This window comes from Nocardia jiangsuensis (genome assembly GCF_042650385.1).
GTDB classification, from domain to species: domain Bacteria; phylum Actinomycetota; class Actinomycetes; order Mycobacteriales; family Mycobacteriaceae; genus Nocardia; species Nocardia jiangsuensis.
Genome location: NZ_JBHSAX010000022.1, coordinates 238,576 through 260,941, shown reverse-complemented (window position 1 = coordinate 260,941; position 22,366 = coordinate 238,576). Strand labels below are relative to the sequence as shown.

The window sequence follows — 22,366 nt, the reverse complement described above, 5'->3', positions numbered from 1 at the left end:
GACCCGTACTCGGCGCGGGAATCGCATCGGCTCAGCCGCCGTGCAGTACGTCGAGCAGTTCCTGTTCGACCGCGACGAACTCGGGTGCAGCGAGCATCGACAGGTCGCGCGGGCGCGGGAGGTCGACGCGGACCTCCCGGCGCACGGTGGCCGGGCGCGGCGAGAGCACGACGACGCGGTCCGAGAGGTAGACCGCCTCGCGGATGTCGTGGGTGATCATCAGCACCGTCCACCGGTACCGCTGCCAGACCTCCTGCAGCCAGGACTGCATCTCGGTGCGGGTCAGCGAGTCGAGGGCGCCGAACGGTTCGTCCAGCAGCAGCAGGTCGCGTTCCTGGACCACCGTCCGCAGCAGCGCCGCCCGCTGCCGCATCCCGCCGGAGAGCTGCGCGGGGCGGGCGTCCTCGAAGCCGGAGAGCCCGAAGACGGGGAACAGCTCGCGGGCCCGGCGCCTGGCCTCCGGCCGCGGCACGCCGCGGACCAGCAGCCCGAGGGTGGTGTTGTCGAGCACGGTGCGCCACGGGAACAGCAGGTCCTTCTGCGGCATGTAGGCGCAGTGCGGACCGGCGGGTCGGCCGTCGTGCCTGCCGAAATGGACACTGCCGGAGTCCGGGGTGTCCAGCCCGGCGAGCATCGAGAAGACGGTGCTCTTGCCGCAGCCGCTCGGGCCGATGACGGAGACGAACTCGCCGCGCCGCGCGGTGAACGACACCCCGGCCAGCACGTTCCGGGGCGGCAGGCCGCCGGGGAGCGGGAAGGACTTGGTGAGCGAATCGACGACGATCACGCCGCCGGGGTCAGCCATGGTCGCTCCTGCTCGCCCACGGGGCGACGACCCGTTCGATCGCGAAGGTCAGCAGGTAGAGCCCGATGCTGAGCGCTGCGGTGACCAGCACCGCGGCCAGCACCAGATCGGTGCGGAACGAGTTCTTCTGCAGGCTCATGTAGATGCCGAGCCCCTCCTTCGCGCCGACGTACTCCGCGAAGACCGCGCCGACGACCGCGTAGGTGACCCCGATCCGCAGGGCCGTGAAGAACCGGGGCAGCGCCGACGGCAGCCGGACATAGCGGAAGACCTGTCCCCGGGAGGCGCCCATGCTGCGCAGCAGCGCGCCCGCGTCCCGGTCGGCCGCCGCGAAACCCTCGATCAGCCCGATCGCCATCGGGAAGAAGGTGACCAGCGCGACCACGAGCACCTTGGGCAGCAGCCCGAAACCGAACCAGATCACCATCAGCGGCGCGATGGCGATGATCGGCAGGGTCTGCGAGGCGACGAACAGCGGGACGAAGGCGCGGCGCAGCCACGGCGAGAAATCCACCAGCACGGCCAGTGCCCAGGCCAGGGTCAGCGAGACCGCGAAACCGACCAGGGTCACCTGGAGGGTGGCGGCCGCATGGTCGTAGATCTCGCCGCGGTGCGCCCAGCCCTGCTGCGCGACCCGCAACGGGGACGGCAGCAGCTGCGGGCGGATACCGCTGACCTCGACGTAGCCCTGCCAGAGCGCCACCAGCACCGCGACCGTGACGACCGCGGGCAGCAGCCGCCGGAGTCCCGCCCCGCGCGGGCTCTCCGGCGGCTTCGGAACTCCCGAGAGGTCAAGCGGGAGCGAGGTAGTCATTGGTGAAGTACCGCGACCAGTCGGGCTCCTCGATCAGCGGCTTGCCGTCGGGGCCGGCGAGCAGCCCCTTCCGGTAGAGGAAGCCGGAGTTCGCGGCCCACTGGTCGAGCGCCTGCGGGCCCACCCGGCCGTCGGCGCCCTTCATGAACTGGCTCGCGAGCATCCGCTGGCTCTCGAAGACCAGGCTCTCGTCGTTGAAGGCACCGGGGTTGGCGGCGATGAGGTCGCGGGCGGCGGCATCCGGGTCGTCGGCGGCGGCCTGGTATCCGCGCTGCAGCGCCTGCACGAACTTCGCCGCGCGCTCCGGGTTCGCCGTCAGCCAGTCCTCGTTGCCGTCGATCAGGATGGCGTAGGAGTCGGGGAAGCCGAAATCGGTGTACCGGAGGTACTTCATCGGGGTGCCGTGGTGTTCGGCCTCGATCCCCTCCCAGGCCAGGTAGGAGACGGTGAAGTCGGCCTGCCCGGAGTAGACGGCCTCGTAGGCCGAGGTGCCGAGGGTGACCGCGGTGAAGTCGCCGGTGCCGCCGTCGTTGCGGATCACCTGCTGCAGGATCTCGATCTCGCCGGGTTCGCCGAATCCGGCGTAGGTCTTGCCGTCGAGATCGCGCGGGCCGGTGATGTCGGCGCGATCGGCCCGCACCCCGATCCCCGTCGCCCAGTGCCGCAGCGGCGCGAGGACCGAGACGGTGTGCGCGCCGGACGCCCGCGCGAAGGTCGACTGCCCCTGGGTGCTGATCCCGAACTCGGCGTTCCCGGCGTCGACGACGGTGCCGACGGCGGTGTTGGTGTACGGCAGCACCTCGACGTCGAGCCCGGCGTCGGCGAAGTAGCCGCGCTGCAGCGCGACGTACAGCCCGGTGTGGTTGGTGTTCGGTGTCCAGTCCAGGGCGAATCGGATGGTCTGCCCCTGGTCGGCGCTCGAGCAGGCGGTGAGCGCGGACAGCGCCGCCACGGCGGCGACGGCGCAGGCGAGGGCGCGGCGCAGGCGGCCGCTCATCCGGCGGGCCAGGGCTGCGGGTGCAGGGCGGTGTCCCAGAACATCAGTTCGTAGCGGGTGGCGATGACGAATGCCGTCTCCATCGCCGCCAGGTCTTTCGCGCCCGCGGTCGCGGCGGCCGCGTCGACCAGTGATCGGGCCGTGGCGGCGGACTCCTGGAACTCCGCCGCACCGTAGGTGGAGACCCACTGCGCGTACGGGTGCTCGGGGTCGGCGGCGAGCACCTCGGCCGCCGTCGCGGCCAGGTCGCGGCCCACCTCGGCATAGATCCAGAAGCACGGCAGTGCCGCCGCCGCGCCGACGGCGTAGGACTCGGTGGCGGCGGTGGCGATCAGGTAGGAGACGTAGGCCAGGCAGGCCGTCGAGTGCTCCGGCTCGTCCGTCCGCTCCGGGATGCGCCCGCCGGTGAGCAGATCCTGGTGCAGCGCGGTCTCCACCGCCACCGCCGACCCGGCGGACTGCGCCCAGAACCGCGCGGTCTCCGGATCGGGCGATTTCGCCGCCAGCAGGGACAGCGTCTTCGAGTAGCCGGCCAGATACAGCGAATCCTGCTCCACGTAGGTGCGGAAGACCTCGAGCGGCAGCGTGCCGTCGCCGAGGCGGCGCAGGAATTCGAGCTCGTCGATGGCGCCGCGCAGTTCTTTCGTCCGATCCCACAGGTGGTCGGTGAAGCGTGCGGTCTCGGATGGTCGCGTGCGCAAACCAGGACATCCCTTCGTCAGCATTACCTGAACAGGTTCTCGGGTCTCATCTCAGCCCCGCTCGCGCGAAGCACCCCGTGTCGTACGGTTTCCGACCTTAGCAGCGAAGGATCCCCCGGTGGGAGGGCTCCTTCGCGACCAGCGGTTCCTCGGTGCCCGGCTCACTCCGCCGGGGGCAGGTCGCCGTCGCGCTTCTCGATCCGGCGCGGCCGGGCGATGCGCGGCGCGTTCGGGCGCCTGCGCTGGCGGGCGCCGAACTCCACGATCTGCGCGTCCCGCCCGGCCTCGCCCGGCTCAGGGGCGGGCGGCGGGGGCGGCCAGGCGCCGGTCTCGGCCTGCAGCTCCGAGCGGGTGACCGGGCGGGTGGGGGGCGGGTCGCCGGCGCGGCTGTTCTCCGGGCGCCACGGTCTGGGGTGCTGGCCACCGGGTTCGTCGGGTACGCGCCGGGGGCGGCGCGGAAGCCGGACGACGTTCGATGAGCCGTCGTCGTCGCGGGCGGGCTTGATGCCGTCGAGCTTGCGGCGCAACTGGTCGCGCATGCTGCGCTTGCCGCCGCCGCCCGGCGCTTCGTCGTCCGACATGCCGCTAGGGGTCGAGCTGAGGGCTGATCATGTCACTCACGCCCGTATTGTCCCTCGAGATGGCCGCCGGCGTTCCCTCCCGGAACAGTGCGGATCGGTCACGGTGCCGCCATGGCCCGGGTCGGTAGCGCTACCCGCCCGGCTGGCGGGCCGCACCGCCCGCTTCGCGGGCGCCGCGCACGGCGAGCTTGTCGGCGCGCTCGTTCTCCGGGTGCCCGGCGTGGCCCTTCACCCATTCCCAGGCGACCTCGTGGCCCGCGCACGCCTCGGAGAGCCGCTGCCACAGGTCGGCGTTCTTGACCGGCTCCCGCTTCTGGGTGAGCCAGCCGTTCGCCTTCCACTTCGGGATCCAGGAGAGGATGCCGTTGCGGACGTAGGTGCTGTCGGTGTAGACGCGGACGGCCGAGCGCCTGGTCAGCGTCTCCAGCGCGCGGATCGGGGCCATGAGCTCCATCCGGTTGTTGGTGGTGGGGCCGGGATCGCTGCCGTAGAGCTCGCGCTCGTGCGCGCCGTAGCGCAGCACCGCGCCCCAGCCGCCCGGGCCGGGGTTCGGGGCGCACGCGCCGTCGGTGTAGATCTCGACCTCCACGCGGTGAGACTACTGGCTCACCCGACGAGCCGGCCGGCGGCTGCCTGCCGCCGGTCAGGGGTGCGAGCCGCCCGGCCACGGACCGCGACCATCTCCGGCGGCCACGTCGACGACCGCGCTCTCGACGCGGTGCCACCGGTCTTCGCCCGCACCGAGCTGTGGTCGACGCCCGCAACCCGCCCCCCTGCACAATCGTGCCCGCATCGACACCGGAACCCCTGTGTCCCGGGCGATTTCACGGCAGATCGGTGTAGTAAGCTGCACTCCTACGCTGGGGGGCGGGCCGGTTGCCGGTTCGGTGGGGTCGCGCTTCCCGGCTCGATCAGGAAGACGACCGTGCCGGACCCGCACTCCCCGCAGCAGCCGTACAACGCCTCTACCGTGCCCGGCGCGCCGCCGCCGTTCTACCGGCCGTACCCGGTCGCACCGCCGCGCATGCCGGGATCGGTGCGGGCCGCGCAGATCATCGCGTTGCTCATGGGTATCGCCGGGGTCGTCGCGATCGGCGCGGCGATCGCGGTCGGCCGGGCCGAGCTCGCCGGTCAGCTGACGGCCGGTTTCCTGCTGCCGATCGTGCTCGCGGCGATGGCGTTCGCCTTCGGCTCCGCCGGGAACGGCCTGCGGGTCACCGCGATCGTGCTCGCGAGCCTGCAGGCCCTGCTGAGCTTCGGGGCGGCGGCGAGCAGGCAGCCGCCCGGATTGCTCGGCGTGATCTCCGGCGGCGCGGTCCTCTGCCTGCTCGCGCAGCAGACGGCCAAGCACTGGTTCGAACGTCCCCGGTGAATCCCGTGCGCCGATGATTTCGGTCGGCGGGCGCCGTCTTCCCTGGAAGACATCGACGACAGGAGCGCAACCATGCCCGCCCCCGCGAACAGAACGGTGCTCTGGGCCATGATCCACGCCGAGCGCCGCGCGCTCGCCGACGACCTGGCCGAGTTGAGCGCGGCGCAGTGGGCGGCGCGATCGCTGTGCTCGGCGTGGACGGTCGAGGAGGTCGTCGCACACCTCACCGCCGCCGCGAGCACCGGCCCGGTGCGCTGGATCCGCAGCATGGCGGGCGCCCGCTTCGACCCCGCCGTGCACAACGCCCGGCTGATCGCCGGGCACCGCGGCACCGGCCCGGCCGCCACCCTGGCGCGATTCCGGGAGGTGCTGGACAGCACAACGGCGGCCAGCGGCCACACCCCCGCCTGGCTGGGCGAGATCGTGGTGCACGCCCAGGACATCCGGCAGCCGCTCGGCCTCCCCACCCGGCCCGGGCTGGAGGCCTGCACCGAGGTGGCGCGCTTCTTCGCGTCCCGCAATTTCGCGGTGAACAGCAAGGACGCGGTGGCGGGGTTGCGGTTGGAGGCCACCGATGGACCGTTCACGGCCGGTGCGGGCGCACAGGTGACCGGGCCCACCCTCGCGCTCGTCATGGCCATGGCGGGCCGCACCGCCTACTACACCGAACTCGCCGGACCCGGGGTGGCGGAACTGCGCGGCCGCCGGTGATCGGCGTGCCGGGGCGCCCCGCTCAGTGGAACACCGACGGCGCGATCACCTCCGGAAGGTGATGCACGAAGGGGGAATCACCGTGCACGACGACGCCATCGCCGACAACCGGGCGAACTGGGACGACCGAGCCGACGTCCACGCCCGATCCGAGCTCTGCGACGTGGCGGGGTTCCTGGCCGATCCGGCCCGCATCTCGTCGGTCGTCGGCAACGACCTGTCGACCCTTCAGGGGCACCTGCCGCCCTCCGGCGTTCGTGGCCGATCACTGCTGCACCTGCAGTGCCACATCGGAATCGACACGATCTCCTGGTCCCGCGCGGGCGCCGACGCCGTTCCACCAGTGGTGGAACGGCGTCCGCCGGCCTACTTCGGCGCCTGCCCCTGCCTGTTCGGTAGCGGCTCGTTGATCGTGGTGAAGTACTGCACCGCGGCCGCGATGGCGACCGGTGCGGTGACCAGGATCTGCCCCGCCAGGGTGCCGAGCGCGCCGACGGCGAGGATGCCGCCGGCACACCCGACCGCAGCGGCCGGGATGAACGGACCGAAGAGCCCGACGATGCTCGCCGAGGCGACGGTGGCGCCGGCGATCCCGCCGAGCACACAGCCGACGGCGCCGCCGCCGATGCCGCCGACCAGGGTGCCGATTCCGGCGCCGAAGCTGATGGTGCCGGTCATCCGGGACCAGGCGGCCTGCTCCCGGTCGTACTCGTTCTTCCACGGCGCCTGATCCTGGAAGGGCAGTGCGACCGGCTGGTAGACGGCGTGTTCCAGGTCGAACCGCGGGGTCAGCGTGGCCGTGCGGCCGGTGATCTCGGCGGCGATGGGGAACACGAAATCGTCGACCCGGAAGGACAGCTCGGTTCCGGCGAGGGTGCTGCCGTCGGGCGCCTTGATGGCGAAGACACCGTTCTCCGCGGTCATCGAACCGGCATCGGTGCTGATCACCGTCGCTCTCTCGGTGGGTGTCGCGGTGTAGTTCACCGCGTTCTCCGGGGCTGCCGGGGCAGCGCTGACCGTCCCCGCCGCGAGGCCGACAGCGGTGGTGACGGTGGTCGCCAGGAGCGCGAACTTCGTGAAATGCACGGTGGATGAACCTTTCTGGGCGCGACAAGCTACCGGCAGCCCGACGTTTTTCGGCTACCGGCTGCTGGGTGAGTTTTCAATCCCCTTGTACAGCAGTGTGATTCGCGAGATATCTGCACCCTTTTCGGTCAGGGGCTTGCGAACCGGACACGTCGTCACAGTAGGGTAAGTAAGGCAAGGCTTTCAATACCTAGGTAAGCCTAAGTTAATTATCTGGACGGGGGTTTCGAGTGGCGCGATCGCGGGTAGCGAGGTTGCTGATCACGACATCAGCGCTGGTCAGCGCCTGTGTGCTGAGTTTGCTCGTCGGCACGAAGGCGATCCCCGTCCTCGACGTGTGGCAGGCCCTGTGGGGCGGAGCCGCCCCCGACGATCGGCTCACCGTCGTCGGCTACCGGCTGCCGCGCACCCTCGTCGGCCTGCTGGCGGGCGCCGCGCTCGGCGTGGCCGGCTGCCTCATGCAGGGGCTCACCCGCAATCCACTGGCCGACCCCGGGCTGCTCGGGGTGAATGCGGGTGCCGCGTTCGCGATCGCCCTCGCGATCGCCTTCCTCGGAGCGTCGGGGGTGGGTCAGTACGTCTGGTTCGGCTTCGCCGGCGCCGCGGCGGTCTCGCTGGCGGTGTACCGGATCGGCACGGCGGGGCGCGCCGGCTCGGACCCGGTGCGGCTCACCCTGGCGGGGGTGGCGGCAACCGCGGTCCTCACCGGGCTGACCAAGGGGCTGATCCTGCTGCACGCGAACGCCTTCGACGCGCTGCGCCACTGGGACTCCGGCGCGCTCACCGGCCGCGGCTACGACGTGATCGGGGAGACCGCGCCGTTCGTGGCGGCCGGGCTGCTCGCCGCGCTGGTGGCGGCACGTTCGCTCAACGCGCTGGCGCTCGGCGACGACCTGGCCCGCGCACTCGGGGTGCACGTCGGGCGGGCCAGGCTGCTCACCGCCGGGGCGCTGGTGCTGCTGTGCGGCACCGCCACCGCCGCGATCGGGCCGATCACCTTCGTCGGGCTCGCCGTACCGCACATCGCCCGCAGGCTGGCGGGCCCGGACCAGCGCTGGATCGTGGGCTTCTCGATGCTCCTGGCGCCGGCCCTGGTGCTCGCCGCCGACGTGCTGGGACGCATCGTGCTGCGGCCGGGGGAGATACCGGCCGGGCTGATCACGGCGTTCCTCGGCGCGCCGGTGCTGATCTGGCTGGCCCGGCGGCCCCGGGTGGGTGCGGTGTGAGCGCGGGCATCGACTTCGGCCGCCGGGTGTTCGCCGTGCGGAGCCGGGGCGGGCGGGTCTCGACGTTGGTCGGGCTGCGCCCGGTGCTGGTCTGCGCGGTGCTGATCGCGGCCGCGCTGGCGGTGGCGGTGCTGGTGCTCGGCAGCGGCGACTACCCGATCCCGCCGCTTCGGGTGCTGCGCGCGCTGAGCGTCGGCGATATCCGCTTCGACCGGCTGGTGGTGTGGGAGTGGCGGGCGCCGCGGGTGCTGCTGGCGCTGGCGCTCGGCGCCGCGCTCGGGGTGAGCGGGGCGATCCTGCAGACGGTAACCGGCAATCCGCTGGGCAGCCCGGACCTGATCGGGTTCAATACCGGCGCCTACACCGGGGCGCTGATCGTCATCCTGCTGCTCGGCGGCGGGCACTACCCCACTGCGGCGGGTGCGCTGGCCGGCGGGCTGGCCACCGCGGCCGTCGTGCAGCTGCTGGCGCTGCGGGACGGGCTGAGCGGGCTGCGGCTGATCATCGTCGGCATCGGAGTGAGCGCCATGCTCGCCGCGGTCAACACCTGGCTCGTGCTGCGCGCCGACCTGGCCGCCGCCATGTCCGCGGCGGCCTGGGGCGCGGGCACCCTCGACGGCCTGAGCTGGGCGCACGTCACCCCCGCGCTGGTCGTGCTCGCCGTGGCGGCGCTGGGGTTGATCCCGGCGGCGCCCTGGCTGCGCGCGCTCGAACTCGGTGACGACACCGCCCGCGCGCTCGGGGTCCGGGTGGACCGCGCGCGGCTGCTGCTGGTCGGGCTGAGCGTGGCGTTCACCGCGCTGGCCACCGCGGTGGCCGGGCCGATCGCGTTCGTCGCCCTCGCCGCTCCGCACATCGGCCGCAGACTGGCCAGGGCCCCGGCCACCGCACTCGGCCCGGCGGCCGTGACCGGCGCGCTGCTCCTGGCGACCTGCGACTGGCTCGCGCAACGGGTCTTCGCCCCCACCGCGCTCCCGGTCGGTGTCGTCACCGTATCGGTCGGCGGGCTCTACCTGGCCTACCTGCTCATCCTCGAAACCCGGCGGACCGGATAGGAGCGACCGTGCCCGAGAAACCCGAAATTCAACCGCCTTCCGCGCGGCTGCGGGCCGTGAGGGCGCGGCTCGGCTACCGCGGCCGCACGATCAGCGACGAGCTCTCGGTGGACCTCCCGGACGGGGCGTTCACGGTGATCATCGGCCCGAACGCGTGCGGCAAGTCGACGCTGCTGCGCGCGCTGGCCCGGCTGCTCGCCCCGGAAGGCGGCGCGGTGCTGCTCGACGGCCGCGAGATCGGCACGTATCCGGCCAAGGAGGTGGCGCGCCGGATCGGGCTGCTGCCACAGAGCTCGGTGGCGCCGGAGGGCATCCGGGTCGCGGATCTGGTGGCGCGCGGGCGGTTTCCGCACCAATCGCTGCTGCGGCAGTGGTCGGACGCCGACGCCGAGGCGGTCGCCGCGGCCATGGCGGCCACCGGGGTCACCGAGCTGTCGGCCCGGGCGGTGGACGAGCTCTCCGGCGGCCAGCGCCAGCGGGTCTGGATCGCGATGGTGCTGGCCCAGCAGACCCCGGTGATCCTGCTGGACGAGCCGACGACCTACCTCGACATCGCCCACCAGATCCAGGTGCTCGAGCTGTGCCGGGAGCTGAACCGGGAATCCGGGCGCACCATCGTGGCGGTGCTGCACGACCTGCAGCACGCCGCGCGCTACGCCGACCATCTGATCGCGATGCGCGCGGGCCGGATCGTGGCCACCGGAGCGCCCGCGCGGGTCGTCACCGCGGAGCTGGTCCGGGAGGTCTTCGCGCTGGACTCCCGGGTGATCGCCGATCCCGAGACCGGCACTCCGCTGGTAATCCCTTTGGCGCACAACGCCGCTCGAATGCGGTAATCGCTCAGGGAAGCATCCCCGATCGGATGCTTGTTATGTTAGCCTAAGCTTGCTTTACCCCCTGGAGGACCTCCACGCCGCGGCCGGGCAACCGGCCGACGCCGAACGCCCCCGAAGGTGAAGGAGTCGCCGTGCCAACGGCCCCACCGGCCCGCCCGTCGGCCGAAGATCCCGCCCTACCCCTGACCGGTCCGCAGCAGGGCATCTGGAACGCCCAGCGTTTCGACCCGGACTCCGGCCGCTACCTGGTCGGCGAGGTCATGGAGATCACCGGCCCCGACCCCATCGACACCGGCCTGCTGGCCGAGGCCATCCGGCGCACCGTCGCCGAGGCGGAGAACATGCGGCTGCGCTTCCACGACCGCGAATCCGGGCCGGTGCAGGTGGTGACCGAGGCCGCGGCCGAGCTGCGGCCCCCGATCGACCTGCGCGGCACCGCCGATCCGCGGGCGCTGGCGCACGAGGCCGTCGCGCTGGAGCGGCACGCCGCCACCGAACGCTGCCGCGGCATGGTCGATCGCCAGCTCTACAGCTACACCCTGATCCGGCTGACCGACCGCGAGGTGTGGTGCGTGCAGCTGTACCACCACCTGATCGTCGACGGCTACAGCGCGGCCATGCTCTCCCGCCGGGTGGCCGCGCACTACACCGCGCTGCGCCGCGGAAAGCCCGCGCCGAAGCGGGTATTCGGCACCGTGGCGGCGCTGGTGGATGAGGAGCGCGGCTACCGGGGCGGCCCCGAGTTCGACCGGGACCGGGCGTTCTGGCGGGACCGGCTCTCCCCGTGGCCGAACCTCGACGGCCGCGGCAGCCACGTCGGTGGCGCGGTGGAGCGCACGGTGCGCGCGGAGGCGACGCTGCCCGCGAGCGCGGTGGCGACGCTGCGCGACTGCGCCGAGCGCTACGGCATCACCTGGGCCGACGTGCTCGTCGCCTGCTACGCCGCCTTCCTGCAGCGCCGGCTCGGCAGCGACGACGTGGTGCTCTCGGTGCTGCTGATGAACCGCATGGGCCGTGCGGCGCTGACCACCCCGGCGATGGCGGTCAACGTGCTGCCGCTGCGGATCCCGGTGCGCTCCGGCGACCGGATCGGCGAGCTCGGGCCGCGCACCGCGGCGGCGCTCACCGAACTCCGCGAGCACCAGCGCTACAGCGGCAACGACCTGGCCCGCGACTTCCCCGGCTACGGCGCCGCCGAGCTGCTGCACGGCGCGGGCATCAACCTCAAGATCTTCGATGTGGCGCTGAACTTCGACGGCGCCCGCGGCGTGCTGCGCAATGTGGCCGGTGGGCCGCCGGAGGATCTCGGGCTCACCGTCACCCCGCTGCCGGGGGACCGGCTGCTGCTCGGCTTCGAATGCGACGCCCGCACCAACGAACCCGAGGCCGCGCACCGGCGGATCGCCGCACTCGTCCGGGTGATCGCGGATTTCACCGGAAGCGACGAGGTGGCGGTCGGCGCGCTCACCCTGCTCGAGCGCGGGGAGGCCGATCGGATTCTGGCGCGGCGCGCCGGGCCGCCGGCTCCGGAGCCCATCGGAGTGCCCGCGGCGCTGGAGCGGCTGGTCACCGAGCGGCCCGCGACGGTCGTGCTCACCGACGGTGCGGCGAGCTGGACAGCCGCGGAACTCGGCGGCCGGGTGGCGCGGCTCGCGCGCTGGCTGCGCACGCGCGGCGTGCGCTCCGGTGCCGTGGTCGGGATCGCGCTGCCGCCCACCCCTGAGTTCGTGGCCGCGCTGTTCGCGGTCTGGCGGGCCGGGGCGGTCGCGCTGCCGCTCGACCCGGAGTACCCGCTCTCGCGGTTGCGCGCCACGGTGCGCGATGCCGCACCGGCCCTGCTGCTCGGCACCGGGAGCGTAGCCGCCGAGCTCGGCGCGATCGATCTGCACAGCGAGGTGGTCGGTACCGAGCTCGGCGGCTGCTCCGACGCTCCCCCGGACGATCCGCTGCCCGCCCCGGCCCTGGCCGCGCACCTCGTCTACACCTCCGGCTCCACCGGCGTGCCCAAGGGTGTGCTGGTCACCCACGGTGCGCTGGCCGCGCTGCTCGCCGCGCACCGCGCGGAGCTGTTCGCCGACGCGGCGCGGCCGCGGACGGTCGCGCACACGACCTCGTTCGCCTTCGACGCCGCACTGGACCCGCTGTTCTGGCTGCTCGACGGGCACCGGGTGCAGCTGTACGACAGCGTGCTGCGCCGCGATCCGCGCGCGCTGGTCGCCGCGTTCGGCCGCGACGGTGTGGACGTGGTGGACGGCACCCCGGCGCTGATCGGCACGCTCCTGGAGCACGGCTTGGCCGCGGTGGCGCCGCGGCTGGTCGTCCTGGGCGGTGAGGCCTGCTCCCCCGCGCTGTGGCGCGAGCTCTGCGCGGCCGGGATCCCGGCCCGGAATCTGTACGGCCCGACCGAGGCCACCGTCGACGTGCTGGGCGCGCCGCTGGACGGCGAGCAGCCGCACATCGGCGGGCCGCTGTCGGGCAACCGGGTGTACCTGCTGGACAACGGATTGCAGCCGGTGCCGGACGACACCGTCGGCGAGCTCTACCTGGCCGGGCCCCAGCTCGCGCTCGGCTATCGCGGCCGCGCCGCCGCCACCGCGGACCGCTTCGTCCCCGACCCGTTCGGCCCGCCCGGCACCCGCATGTACCGCACCGGCGACCGGGCCCGCTGGCTCCCCGGCCGCGGCTACGCCTACCTCGGCCGCGCCGACGGCCAGGTGAAGATCAGGGGGCACCGGGTGGAGCTGGGCGAGGTCGAGGCGGCGCTGGGCGCGCTGCCCGGCGTGCGTGCCGCCGCGGCGGACATCCGCGAACTGGCGGGGCGGCCCGCGCTGGTCGGCTGGGTGCTGCCCGCCCGGTCCGCGGGCGCCCTCCCGGGCGGCTCCCCCGCGCCGGATGCCGCGGCGCTGCGCGCGCTGCTGGCCGAGCGGGTGCCCGATGCCCTGGTTCCGGCCCGGCTGGTCCTCGTCGAGGCGCTGCCGCGCACGGTCAACGGCAAACTCGACCGAGCCGCGCTGCCCGCGCCACCTGCCGAGTCCGGCGGCCGCGCACCGGCCACCGGGGCCGAGCACCTCGTGTGCGCGGTCGTCACCGAGGTGCTCGGCGCCGACGCCGATCCCGACGACGACTTCTTCGGCGCGGGCGGTGACAGCATCGGAGCCATCACGGTCTGCGCCCGGCTGCGGGCGCGCGGGCTGATCCTCACCCCGCAGCAATTGCTCACCCGGCGCAGCCTGGCCGCGCTGGCCGCCGCGGCCGAACCGGCCGCGGCCGCCGAGCCCGAGCGCCCCGCCGAGCGCCCCCCGGTCCCGGTGCCCGCCGCGCTCACCGAGATCCACGGCCCGGTGGCCGCCGTGCTGCGGCTCTCCCCGCTGCAGGAGGGGCTGCTGTTCCACGCCCTGCGCGACGGCGACGACGACATCTACACCATGACAGCGCGTTTCGGGCTCACCGGGATCGTCGACGCCGACCGGCTCGGCACCGCCTTCGCCCGGGTGATCACCCGGCACCCGAACCTGGGCGCCGGCTTCCACCACGCCGAGTTCGACCATCCGGTGCAGGCGGTGCCGCACACGCCGCGGGTCTCGTGGCGGGTACTCGACCTGCGCGGCAACGCCGCCGCGGCCGACGCCGCCGAGCGCGCCGCCGCGGCCGAGCCCTTCGACATCGCCCGCCCGCCCCTGCTGCGCGCACTCCTGATCCGCACCGGCGACACCGCGCAGCGGCTGGTCCTGGTCGCGCACCACCTGCTGGCCGACGGCTGGTCGGTGCCGCTCATCCTGCGCGAGACCCTGGCGCTCTACCACGGTGATCCGCTGCCCGAACCGGCCCCCTACGCCGCCTACACCCACTGGCTGGCGGACCGCGACACCGACGGCGCGCGCCGGCGCTGGCAGCGGTACCTGGCCGGGCTCACGGCGCCGAGCCTGGTGGGGACGGCCGGGAAGCGGGCGCCCACCCTCGGCCGGGAGATCGCGCTCGGCGCCGAGCTCCCCGGTGCGCTCGAAGCGCTGGGCCGCGCACACGGGCTGACGCTGAACACCCTGGTCCAGGCGGCATGGGCACTGGTGCTCGCCGATCACCTCGGCCGCCCCGACGTGGTATTCGGGGCGGTGGTGTCCGGGCGTCCGGCCGAGCTGCCCGAGGTCGAGCGCATGGTGGGGCTGTTCAGCAACACCGTGCCCGCCCGCCCCGAGCTGCGCCCGGAGCGGCCGCTGCTCGCGCAACTCGCCGCCTTCCAGGACACCGCGCTGGATCTCCAGCAGCACGGCTACCTCGACCTGGCCACCGTCGAGCGCGCGGCCGGGCTCGGCAGGCTCTTCGACACCCTCGTGGTGTTCGAGAACTTCCCGAGAACCGGTATCAGGCAACCGGATTCGCACGAGTTGCGGGTGGACGCGGTGGCCGTGCACAGCCGGACCCACTTCCCGATCACCGTCACCGCGCTGCCCGGCGAGCGGTTCGCGCTGCTGCTGCACCACGACCCCGCCGCCGTGCCCGCCGCGACCGCCACCCGGCTCGCCGAGCGGCTGGCGGCGACCATGGCGGTGCTCGCCACGGCCGGACCGGAGAGCACCGTCGCCGAGCTGACCGCGGCGGCGCTGCCCGCGGAGTTGCGCGGCACGACACTCGCCGACTGGGGCACCGCCGTCGACCCGGCGACCCCCGCGCTCACCGGGGACGGAACCACCCTCGACTACCAGCGCTTCGACGCCGATGCGCACCGGCTGGCGCGCTGGCTGATCGGGCGCGGCGTCGGCCCCGAGGTGGTGGTGGCGGTCGCCATGGAGCGCGGAATCGACGCGGTGCTGGCGGCGCACGCGGTGAGCCGGGCAGGCGGGGTGTACCTGCCGATCGATCCGGCCCAACCGGCCGCCCGGGTCGGCGCCGTCCTGGATGCCGCGGCCCCCGCGCTCGTGCTGACCACGGCCGCCGATGGTTTCACGACCGACCGCGCGCCGGTGATCACGGTGGCGGAGCTGGATCTCACCGGCTTCGCCACCACCGCGATCACGGACGCCGAGCGGAACGCGCCGCTGCGCCCGGCCAACGCCGCCTACCTGCTGTTCACCTCCGGCTCCACCGGGGTGCCGAAGGGGGTCGCGGTCTCGCACGCCGCGATCGTGGCGACCTTCGCCTGGCTGTACCACCGGCACCGGTTCGGCCCGGACGACACCGTGCTCTACCGCACGCCGGCGACCTTCGACGCCTCGCTGCTGGAGCTGTACCTGCCGCTGCTGGTCGGCGCCCGGGTGGTGCTCGCCCGCCGCGACGGCCACCGCGACCCCTTCTACCAGGCCGCGCTCATCCGCACCGAGCGGGTGACCACGGTGCAGTTCACCGCCTCCATGCTCACCGCGCTCGCCGAGGAGGGCGACCTCACCGGCTGCGAGTCGCTGCGCTGCGTGCTCACCGGCGGCGAGCCGCTGCCGCCGGGCACCGCCGAGCGCATGCGGTCGCGAACCGGCACCCAGGTGAACAATCTCTACGGCCCCACCGAAGCCGCGGTCTGCATCACCTACCACGAAACGGTCGACGCCGATATCACCGCGGTGCCGATCGGGCGCCCCGCCACCGGCTCCGGGGTCCGGGTGCTCGACGACGACCTGCGCCCGGTCGAGCCGGGCGTGCTCGGCGCGCTGTACCTCACCGGTGCCCAGCTGGCGCGCGGCTACCTGGGCAGGCCGGGGCAGACCGCGGGCACCTTCGTCGCCGACCCGGACGGCTCCGGCGAGCGCATGTACCGCACCGGCGATCTGGTGCGCTGGAACAGCAACGGCGAGCTCGACTACATCGGGCGGGCGGACAGCCAGATCAAGCTGCGCGGGCAGCGGATCGAGCTCGGCGAGATCGAGACGGCGCTCACCGGGTGCGCCGGGGTCGCGCAGGCGGCGGTGCTGTTGCGCGAGGACACGCCGGGCGATCAGCGGCTGGTGGCGTACCTCATCGCCGCCGCGGGCGCGACGCTGGACAGCGCGCTGGTGCGCGCGCAGCTCAGCGGGTTGCTGCCCGCGTACATGGTGCCCGCTGCCTTCGTCGTGCTCGACCGGATTCCGCGGACCGCCAGCGAGAAGATCGATCGCAAGGCGCTGCCCGCCCCGGAGACCGCCCCGGGAACGACGAGTGGCGCGGCACAGCAGCTCGCGGAGCAGCGTCCCGCACCGCGGGTGACCGGTGACAGCGCGGATCCCGAGCGGGTCGAGCGGGTGCGCGCCGCCATCGCGGCGGTTCTGTCCCGCCCCGAACTCGGCCCGGACGAGGACTTCTTCGCCGCGGGCGGCCACTCGCTCACCGCGGTCCGCCTGGTCGGCCGGCTGCGCCGCGACGACCTGCCGATCGCCCTCGACGACGTCTTCGCCGCACCCACCGCGCGCGGGCTCGCCACCCGGGTCCGCGCCGACGGCGGCGGCACCGGGTTCGGCTCCCGGCTCGGCCACGTGCTGCCGCTGCGCGAGCGGGGCCGCGCCGAACCGCTGTTCTGCGTGCACCCGGTCGGCGGCACCGCCTGGCAGTTCACCCCGCTCGCCCGCGAACTGCGCGCCGACCGCCCGCTGATCGGGCTGCAGCTGCCCGGGCTCGGCGCGGACGGCCCGGCCGCCGCCGATCTCGACCAGCTGGCCGCGCAGTACGTGCGCACCGTCCGCGAGATCCAGCCGCACGGCCCGTACCACCTGCTCGGCTACTCGCTGGGCGGCAATATCGTGCACGCCATGGCGGCCGCGCTCACCGCGGCCGGGGAGCGGATCGCGTACGCGGGGCTGATCGACGCGCACCCGCTCGCCCACCTGACCGAGCAGGCAGGCGGCTCACTGGCCGACCCCGCCGCGCTGGCCGAGCTGCTGCCCGAGATCCCCGAGGACGCACCCGAACTGGCCGCCGTGGTGCACACCGCGGCGACGACGCTGCTCGGCCTGGTCACCGCCTCCACACCCCCGGCACACCGCGGGCCGTTCGCGCTCTACGCGGCGGGCGCACCGGAGGACGGCCGCGCCGACCAGCAGCTCGCCGGGTGGCGCGCGGCCGGAGTACAGGTCACCGCGCGCCGCCTGCCGTACAGCCACGTCGGCATGGTCTCCGCCGACGGCTGGCGCGAGGTGGCGGCGCTGCTCGACGCCGACCCCGCGCTGCGCGCGTGACCGCCGGCGCCCCGATGTCCCCGACCGAGAAGAGGTTCACCGTTCCCATGCACAGATCGATCGCACGCACCCTGCTCGCCCTGCTGGCGGCCGCGCTGCTGGCCCTGTCGGCCGGTTGCGGCGGCGGGGCGGGCACCGGATCCGGCTCCGGCACCCGCGATATCGCCACCGAGCGTGGCACGGTCGCGGTCCCGGCCGACCCGCAGCGGGTGGTGGTGCTCAACGGCGCGCTCGCCGGGTACCTCTACGACCTCGACGTCCCGGTGACCGCCGCCGACCCCCGGCTGCTCGGGGTGAACAACCGCACCGGCGAGTTCCCGGAGGCCTGGGCCGCTGATGCCCGCGCGCAGGGCACCACCGCGCTGCCGATCGGCCAGAGCATCAACCTGGAGCTGATCGTCGCGCAGCAGCCCGACCTGATCATCGGCGGCGGGCAGGGTTTCACCGCGCAGCAGTCCATCGATGCCTACGACCAGCTCAGCGCCATCGCGCCGACGGTGCTGGTGCCCGCGTCGGCGAGCGGCTGGCAGGAGCAGCTCCGGCTGCTCGCCGACGTCGCAGGCCGCGGTGACCGGGTGGACGGGCTGGTCGCCGCCTACCGCGACAAGGTGGGCGAGGTGCGGGCGCGCATCCGCCCGCCGCAGGGCGCGGCGGCCTACCTCCAGTCGCGCCGGGACAACACACCGACCGTCGTGCTGCCCGGAGCCGCGCTGCCGAGCCTGCTCGCCGAGGTCGGCATCCGGGCCGACGACGCGGTCGCGGCCAAGGCGGGCAACCCCGCGCGCAGCGGAGCCGCCGCCGACTGGCTCGAGTTCAGCCCCGAGCTGCTGACCAGAGTGGTCGACGCGCCGGTGGTGTTCGTCGTCCCGCTCAACGACGGCCGCGACGCCACCGCGCTCGGCGCCGACCCGGTCTATGCCCAGCTGCCCGCCTTCCGCGGCGGCACCGTGTTCGACCTGCCCGCCACCTCGCTGCGCCCGGACTACCGCGGCGTCATGCGGACCCTCGACCTGATCGCGGAGCGGTTCTCGTGACCGCCGTCGGCGGACTGCTGCTCGACGTCTCGCCGCTGCGCACCAGCCGCGCCTTCCGCTGCGCCTTCGCCGCCCGGCTGGTCTCGGTGCTCGGCATCGGGCTGCTCATGGTGGCGCTGCCGGTGCAGGTGTACGGGCTCACCGGCTCCTCGCTGCACGTCGCCGGCGTCGCCACCACCACCGCGGTGGCGCTGTTCGCGGGCAGCATCGCGGGCGGCGTGATCGCCGACCGCTACGACCGCCGCGACGTCATCCAGTGGTCGCGCACCACCGCCGGGCTCGGCTTCCTCGCGCTCGGGATCAACGCGCTGCTGGAGAACCCGCTGCTCGGCGTCGTCTACGCGGCCTCCGCGCTGGACGGGCTCGCCGGCGGCGTCAGCGGCACCGCCCTGATGGCGCTGGTGCCGCTGCTGGTGGGGCGGGAGAAGATGGCCGCCGCGGGCGCGCTCACCGCGCTCACCTCCGATATCGGCACCATGATCGCGCCCGCGCTCGGCGGGTTGCTGATCGCGGGCACGGGGCTGTGGGCGGCCTACTTCCTGGCCGCCGCGGCGACCGTGGCCACCGTGACCCTGATCCGAGCCATCGGCCCGGCCCCGCCGCCGCGCCGCGAGCTGCAGAATCCGCTGCGCGAGCTGGCGATCGGCGTCGGCTTCGCGCTGCGGCACCGGGTGATCCGGCTGGTGCTGCTGATCGGCTTGGTGGCCATGCTGGTCAGCGGCCCGCTGGTGCTCTTACCCGCGCTCGCCGACACCGAACTCGGCGTCGGCGCGACCACGCTGGGGCTGCTCTACGCGGCACCGGGCGCCGGCGCCGTGCTCGGCTCGCTGACCAGCGGCTGGATGGGGCGCACCGGGTATCCCGGCCGGGCCCTGCTGCTCTCGCTGGTGGCGCTGCCGATCGGGGTGATCGTGGCCGGGCTCTGGGCGCACCCGCTGGTGGTGCTGCTCGGCTTCGCCGGATTCGGCGTCGCGCGCGCGGTGAACCTGGTGCTGCGCTTCACGGTGCTGCAGCTGCACGCCCCCGACGAGCTGCGCGGGCGGATGTCCGGGCTGCTCATGGTGCAGTCGGTCGCAGGCACCGCGGTCGGCTCGATCGTGGCCGGGCTGGCCGGGCAGTTCTTCGCCCCCGGCACCGCGCTGGTGATCTACGGCGCCGCGGTCCTCGTGCTCGCCCTGATGCTCACCGCGGCCGCCGCACCGCTCTGTCGAAAGGACCCGCGATGAGGGATCGAGCCGCCTACGCCGAGCACATCGCCGAGGTGCTCGCCGGGCCACACGGCGCCAAGGTCGGATATCCGATCGGGCTGCGCGAACTCCGGGTGCTGCGGCGCGCGGCGCTGAGCTCCGCGCTGCTGCGGCTGACCTTCGGCGGTCCCGAACTCGACGGCTTCCACAGCTACGTCCCCGACGAGCACATCCGGCTGATCTTCCCGTGCGCCGACGGCGTGCTGCGGCTACCCCGCCGCGACGGGCTCTCGCTGGAGTGGGGCGACCCGCGCCCGGTCTCGCGCGAGTACACCGTGCGCCGCTACGAGCACGGTGAGCTGGACGTGGATTTCGCGATCCACCCCGGCGGGCTCGCGTCGGAGTGGGCGCTGGCCGCCGAGCCCGGCGCCCGGATCCACATCGCGGGCCCGCCCGGCGGGGTGGTGGTACCGCCCGGCTACGACCGCTACCTGTTCGCCGGCGACATCACCGCGCTGCCCGCCATCGCCCGCTGGCTGGAATCGCTGGCGCCGACGGCCCGCGGCTGGGCCGTCGTCGAGGTGCGCGACGAGAGCGAGCGGATTCCGCTGCCCGCCCCGCCCGGGATCGAGGTGCGCTGGGCCTACCGGGGCGGCATCGCGCCCGGCTCCGGGGACGCCCTCGAGCGGGCGGTGCGCACGGTGCGGCCGCCCGCGGGCGAACGGATCTACGTGTGGATGGCCGCCGAGGCCGGTGTGCTGCGCCCGCTGCGCCGCTGGGTGCGCGGCACCCTCGGCGTCGGCCCGAAGGACTGTCTGATCGCCGGCTACTGGAAGCGCGGCGTTGCCGATTTCGATCGCGAGGAGTGAGCATGACGAACGAGACGACGGTGAGCGCGCGCGAGCGGGTCACCGGGGACGTGGCCGCCGCGCTCGGTATCGGCCCCGGTGAACTCACCGACGACACCAACCTGCTCGACGCCGGACTGGATTCGGTGCGGATCATGGCGCTGATCGAGAAGTGGCGCCGCGCCGGGCACGAGGACCTGGATCTGCCGGTGCTCGCCGAGGACCCCGTGCTCGGGTCGTGGATCGCGCTGCTGGAGTAGCGCGGCCGCGAATCCGGGGTGGCGCGGTGCGCGCCACCCCGGGCCGTCAGTTCCGAAGCTCCCCGTCGACCAGTGCCCGCCGCAGCTCGCGGCGGCTGGTCTTGCCGACTCCCGTCTCCGGGAAGCGGTCGACGACCACCACGGTGTCCGGCATCTTCCACGCGGCCACGCCGCGTTCGCGCACGAACGCGCGGACCGTGGCCAGGCTCGGCCGGACCTCTGGGTCGGCGGGCTGAACGAAAGCGCAGATACGTTGTCCGAGAACAGGATCGGGCGTGCCGACGATGACCGCGTCGCGCACGTCCGGATGAGCGAGCAGGTGCCCCTCCAACTCCTCGGCGGAGACCTTCTCCCCGCCCCGGTTCACCCAGTCGCCGCCGCGGCCGTGCACCACCAGGTTGCCGTCCGGGCGCACCGACACCACATCGCCGGTGCGGTACCAGCCGTCCGCGGTGAAGCTGCGCGCGTCGGCCTCCGGGTTGCCGTGGTAGCCGCGAATCGTGTACGGCCCCTCGGTGATCAGGTTGCCGACGGCGCCGGGCGGCAGCCGGTTGCCGTCGTCGTCGACGACCGCGATCCGGTCGTGCTCCGACATCGGCCTGCCCTGCGTGCCGACCACCACCTCGAGCGGATCGTCGAGCCGGGTGTAGCAGACCAGCCCCTCGGCCATGCCGAACACCTGCTGCAGGGTGGCACCGAGCGCGGGGCCCGCGCGGCGGGCGAGCTCGTCGGGGCAGCGCGCCCCGCCGACCTGCACCACCCGCAGGCTCGCCAGCTCCGGCGCGGGGCCCGCTTCCGCGCGCTCGACCCACATGCGCAGCAGCGGCGGCACCAGCCCGGTGATGGTGACCCCGAATCGCTCGATCGCGCGGAACGCGGCCGACGGTGTGGGGTCCGGGGTGAGCGCCACGGTGCCGCCCGCCCAGAGCGCGCCGAGGATGCCGGGCGAGCTCATCGGGAAGTTGTGCGCCACCGGCAACGCCGCGAGATACACGGTGTCGCTGCCGAGTTCGCAGAGCTCGGCGCTGCGGCGCACGCTGTAGAGGTAGTCGTCGTGGGTGCGCGGGATGAGCTTCGGCACCCCGGTGCTGCCGCCGGAGAGCTGCAGGAAGGCGACCGCGGCCGGGTCGGTGCGTGGCAGCGGGCCGGGCTCGTCCCGGAAGTCGTCGAGTGCCAGTGTGCCGTCGGCGAACTCGCCCGGATCGACGACCAGCACCCGCCGCACCGACGCGACCCGCTCGCGCACGGTGCGCGCCAGCGCCGCGTAGTCGAAGCGGGCGTGCGTGCCGCAGGTGATGATCGCGGTGGCGCTCGCGGATTCGGCGATCGGCACCAGCTCGGCCTGCCGGTGCGCGGGCAGGCAGAAGACCGGAAGCGCGCCGATGCGGAACAGCGCGAAGATCACCTCCACGAACTCGGCGCGGTTCGGCAGCTGCACCAGGACCCGGTCGCGCTCGCGCAGGCCGAGCCGCAGCAGCCCGGTGGCCAGCGCATGGGAACGCCGGTCGAGTTCGGCGTAGCTCCAGCGGTGCCGTTCGTCGACCACCGCGAGGGCATGCGGACTTTCGGCGGCGCCGCGGTCGAGCAGATCGGCGAAGGTCTCGCCGCGCCAGAGGTTTTCGGCTCGGTACGCGGCGGCCTGCGCGGGCGGCCACGCGGCGGTGCCCGGAAGCGGAGCAGAGGACATCGGACATACCTCTTTCGGGGAGTTCGGGGTCGG

The 22,366-nt window shown here is 73.9% G+C and carries 18 protein-coding genes, 1 pseudogene and 1 riboswitch; of the genes and pseudogenes, 11 read left to right on the top strand and 8 right to left on the bottom strand.

The annotated features are described in order from the left end of the window. Positions 1–31 precede the first annotated feature (31 nt). The 6 genes from ACFO0B_RS27335 to rnhA form a co-directional block, all read right to left on the bottom strand. Entirely contained in the window at positions 32–805 is a 774-nt protein-coding gene (locus ACFO0B_RS27335) for an ABC transporter ATP-binding protein (RefSeq protein WP_378615810.1), read from the bottom strand. Then, positions 798–1,619 (bottom strand): ABC transporter permease, encoded by an 822-nt coding sequence (locus tag ACFO0B_RS27330; protein ID WP_378615808.1) that lies wholly within the window; start codon positions 1,617–1,619, stop codon positions 798–800. Before ACFO0B_RS27330 ends, ACFO0B_RS27335 begins: the two co-directional genes overlap by 8 nt. Further along, entirely contained in the window at positions 1,597–2,616 is a 1,020-nt protein-coding gene (locus tag ACFO0B_RS27325) for an ABC transporter substrate-binding protein (protein ID WP_378615806.1), read from the bottom strand. Before ACFO0B_RS27325 ends, ACFO0B_RS27330 begins: the two co-directional genes overlap by 23 nt. After that, positions 2,613–3,341 carry a TenA family protein gene (locus ACFO0B_RS27320; RefSeq protein ID WP_378615804.1) on the bottom strand — a complete coding sequence of 243 codons (729 nt, stop codon included), beginning with the start codon at positions 3,339–3,341 and terminating at the stop codon, positions 2,613–2,615. Before ACFO0B_RS27320 ends, ACFO0B_RS27325 begins: the two co-directional genes overlap by 4 nt. Further along, positions 3,310–3,405: riboswitch (TPP riboswitch) on the bottom strand. (Overlaps the previous gene by 32 nt.) 73 nt (positions 3,406–3,478) lie before the next feature. Then, a complete protein-coding gene (locus ACFO0B_RS27315; RefSeq protein ID WP_378615802.1) occupies positions 3,479–3,898 on the bottom strand; it encodes a hypothetical protein in 420 nt (139 codons plus the stop codon). Between the two features lie 130 nt (positions 3,899–4,028). Continuing rightward, positions 4,029–4,487, bottom strand: a complete 459-nt coding sequence (gene rnhA / locus ACFO0B_RS27310) for a ribonuclease HI (RefSeq protein ID WP_378615800.1) — start codon at positions 4,485–4,487, stop codon at positions 4,029–4,031. Between the two features lie 336 nt (positions 4,488–4,823). Between rnhA and ACFO0B_RS27305 the strand changes: the two genes are divergently transcribed. The 3 genes and pseudogenes from ACFO0B_RS27305 to ACFO0B_RS27295 all read left to right on the top strand — a co-directional run. Continuing rightward, positions 4,824–5,270 (top strand): hypothetical protein, encoded by a 447-nt coding sequence (locus tag ACFO0B_RS27305; protein ID WP_378615798.1) that lies wholly within the window; start codon positions 4,824–4,826, stop codon positions 5,268–5,270. Between the two features lie 72 nt (positions 5,271–5,342). Continuing rightward, positions 5,343–5,981 (top strand): maleylpyruvate isomerase family mycothiol-dependent enzyme, encoded by a 639-nt coding sequence (locus ACFO0B_RS27300; protein ID WP_378615796.1) that lies wholly within the window; start codon positions 5,343–5,345, stop codon positions 5,979–5,981. 61 nt (positions 5,982–6,042) lie between these two features. Further along, positions 6,043–6,309 (top strand): annotated as a pseudogene (locus ACFO0B_RS27295) (class I SAM-dependent methyltransferase); the annotation flags it as partial. A 38-nt stretch (positions 6,310–6,347) separates the two neighbouring features. Here the strand turns inward: ACFO0B_RS27295 and ACFO0B_RS27290 are convergent. After that, positions 6,348–7,067, bottom strand: coding sequence for a hypothetical protein (locus ACFO0B_RS27290; RefSeq protein WP_378615794.1), 720 nt, complete (start codon positions 7,065–7,067; stop codon positions 6,348–6,350). A 254-nt stretch (positions 7,068–7,321) separates the two neighbouring features. Between ACFO0B_RS27290 and ACFO0B_RS27285 the strand changes: the two genes are divergently transcribed. The 8 genes from ACFO0B_RS27285 (at position 7,322) to ACFO0B_RS27250 (ending at position 20,646) form a co-directional block, all read left to right on the top strand. After that, positions 7,322–8,293 (top strand): FecCD family ABC transporter permease, encoded by a 972-nt coding sequence (locus tag ACFO0B_RS27285; protein WP_378615792.1) that lies wholly within the window; start codon positions 7,322–7,324, stop codon positions 8,291–8,293. Then, positions 8,290–9,348, top strand: coding sequence for a FecCD family ABC transporter permease (locus tag ACFO0B_RS27280; RefSeq protein ID WP_378615790.1), 1,059 nt, complete (start codon positions 8,290–8,292; stop codon positions 9,346–9,348). The genes ACFO0B_RS27285 and ACFO0B_RS27280 overlap by 4 nt, the downstream gene beginning before the upstream one ends. Before the next feature lie 8 nt (positions 9,349–9,356). Next, the gene (locus ACFO0B_RS27275) at positions 9,357–10,184 is read left to right on the top strand and encodes an ABC transporter ATP-binding protein (protein WP_378615788.1); all 828 of its coding nucleotides are present in this window, start codon (positions 9,357–9,359) and stop codon (positions 10,182–10,184) included. Between the two features lie 131 nt (positions 10,185–10,315). Next, entirely contained in the window at positions 10,316–17,317 is a 7,002-nt protein-coding gene (locus tag ACFO0B_RS27270) for an amino acid adenylation domain-containing protein (RefSeq protein ID WP_378615786.1), read from the top strand. A 47-nt stretch (positions 17,318–17,364) separates the two neighbouring features. Beyond that, positions 17,365–18,351 (top strand): ABC transporter substrate-binding protein, encoded by a 987-nt coding sequence (locus tag ACFO0B_RS27265; protein ID WP_378615784.1) that lies wholly within the window; start codon positions 17,365–17,367, stop codon positions 18,349–18,351. After that, positions 18,348–19,577, top strand: a complete 1,230-nt coding sequence (gene entS / locus ACFO0B_RS27260; protein ID WP_378615782.1) for an enterobactin transporter EntS — start codon at positions 18,348–18,350, stop codon at positions 19,575–19,577. The genes ACFO0B_RS27265 and entS overlap by 4 nt, the downstream gene beginning before the upstream one ends. Continuing rightward, entirely contained in the window at positions 19,574–20,407 is an 834-nt protein-coding gene (locus ACFO0B_RS27255) for a siderophore-interacting protein (protein ID WP_378615780.1), read from the top strand. The genes entS and ACFO0B_RS27255 overlap by 4 nt, the downstream gene beginning before the upstream one ends. A gap of 2 nt (positions 20,408–20,409) precedes the next feature. Then, positions 20,410–20,646 carry a phosphopantetheine-binding protein gene (locus ACFO0B_RS27250; protein WP_378615778.1) on the top strand — a complete coding sequence of 79 codons (237 nt, stop codon included), beginning with the start codon at positions 20,410–20,412 and terminating at the stop codon, positions 20,644–20,646. A gap of 46 nt (positions 20,647–20,692) precedes the next feature. On the opposite strand, the gene ACFO0B_RS27245 is transcribed toward ACFO0B_RS27250, so the two are convergent. Beyond that, positions 20,693–22,333: a (2,3-dihydroxybenzoyl)adenylate synthase gene (locus tag ACFO0B_RS27245; protein ID WP_378615776.1), complete on the bottom strand. Its 1,641-nt coding sequence runs from the start codon at positions 22,331–22,333 to the stop codon at positions 20,693–20,695. Positions 22,334–22,366 lie beyond the last annotated feature (33 nt).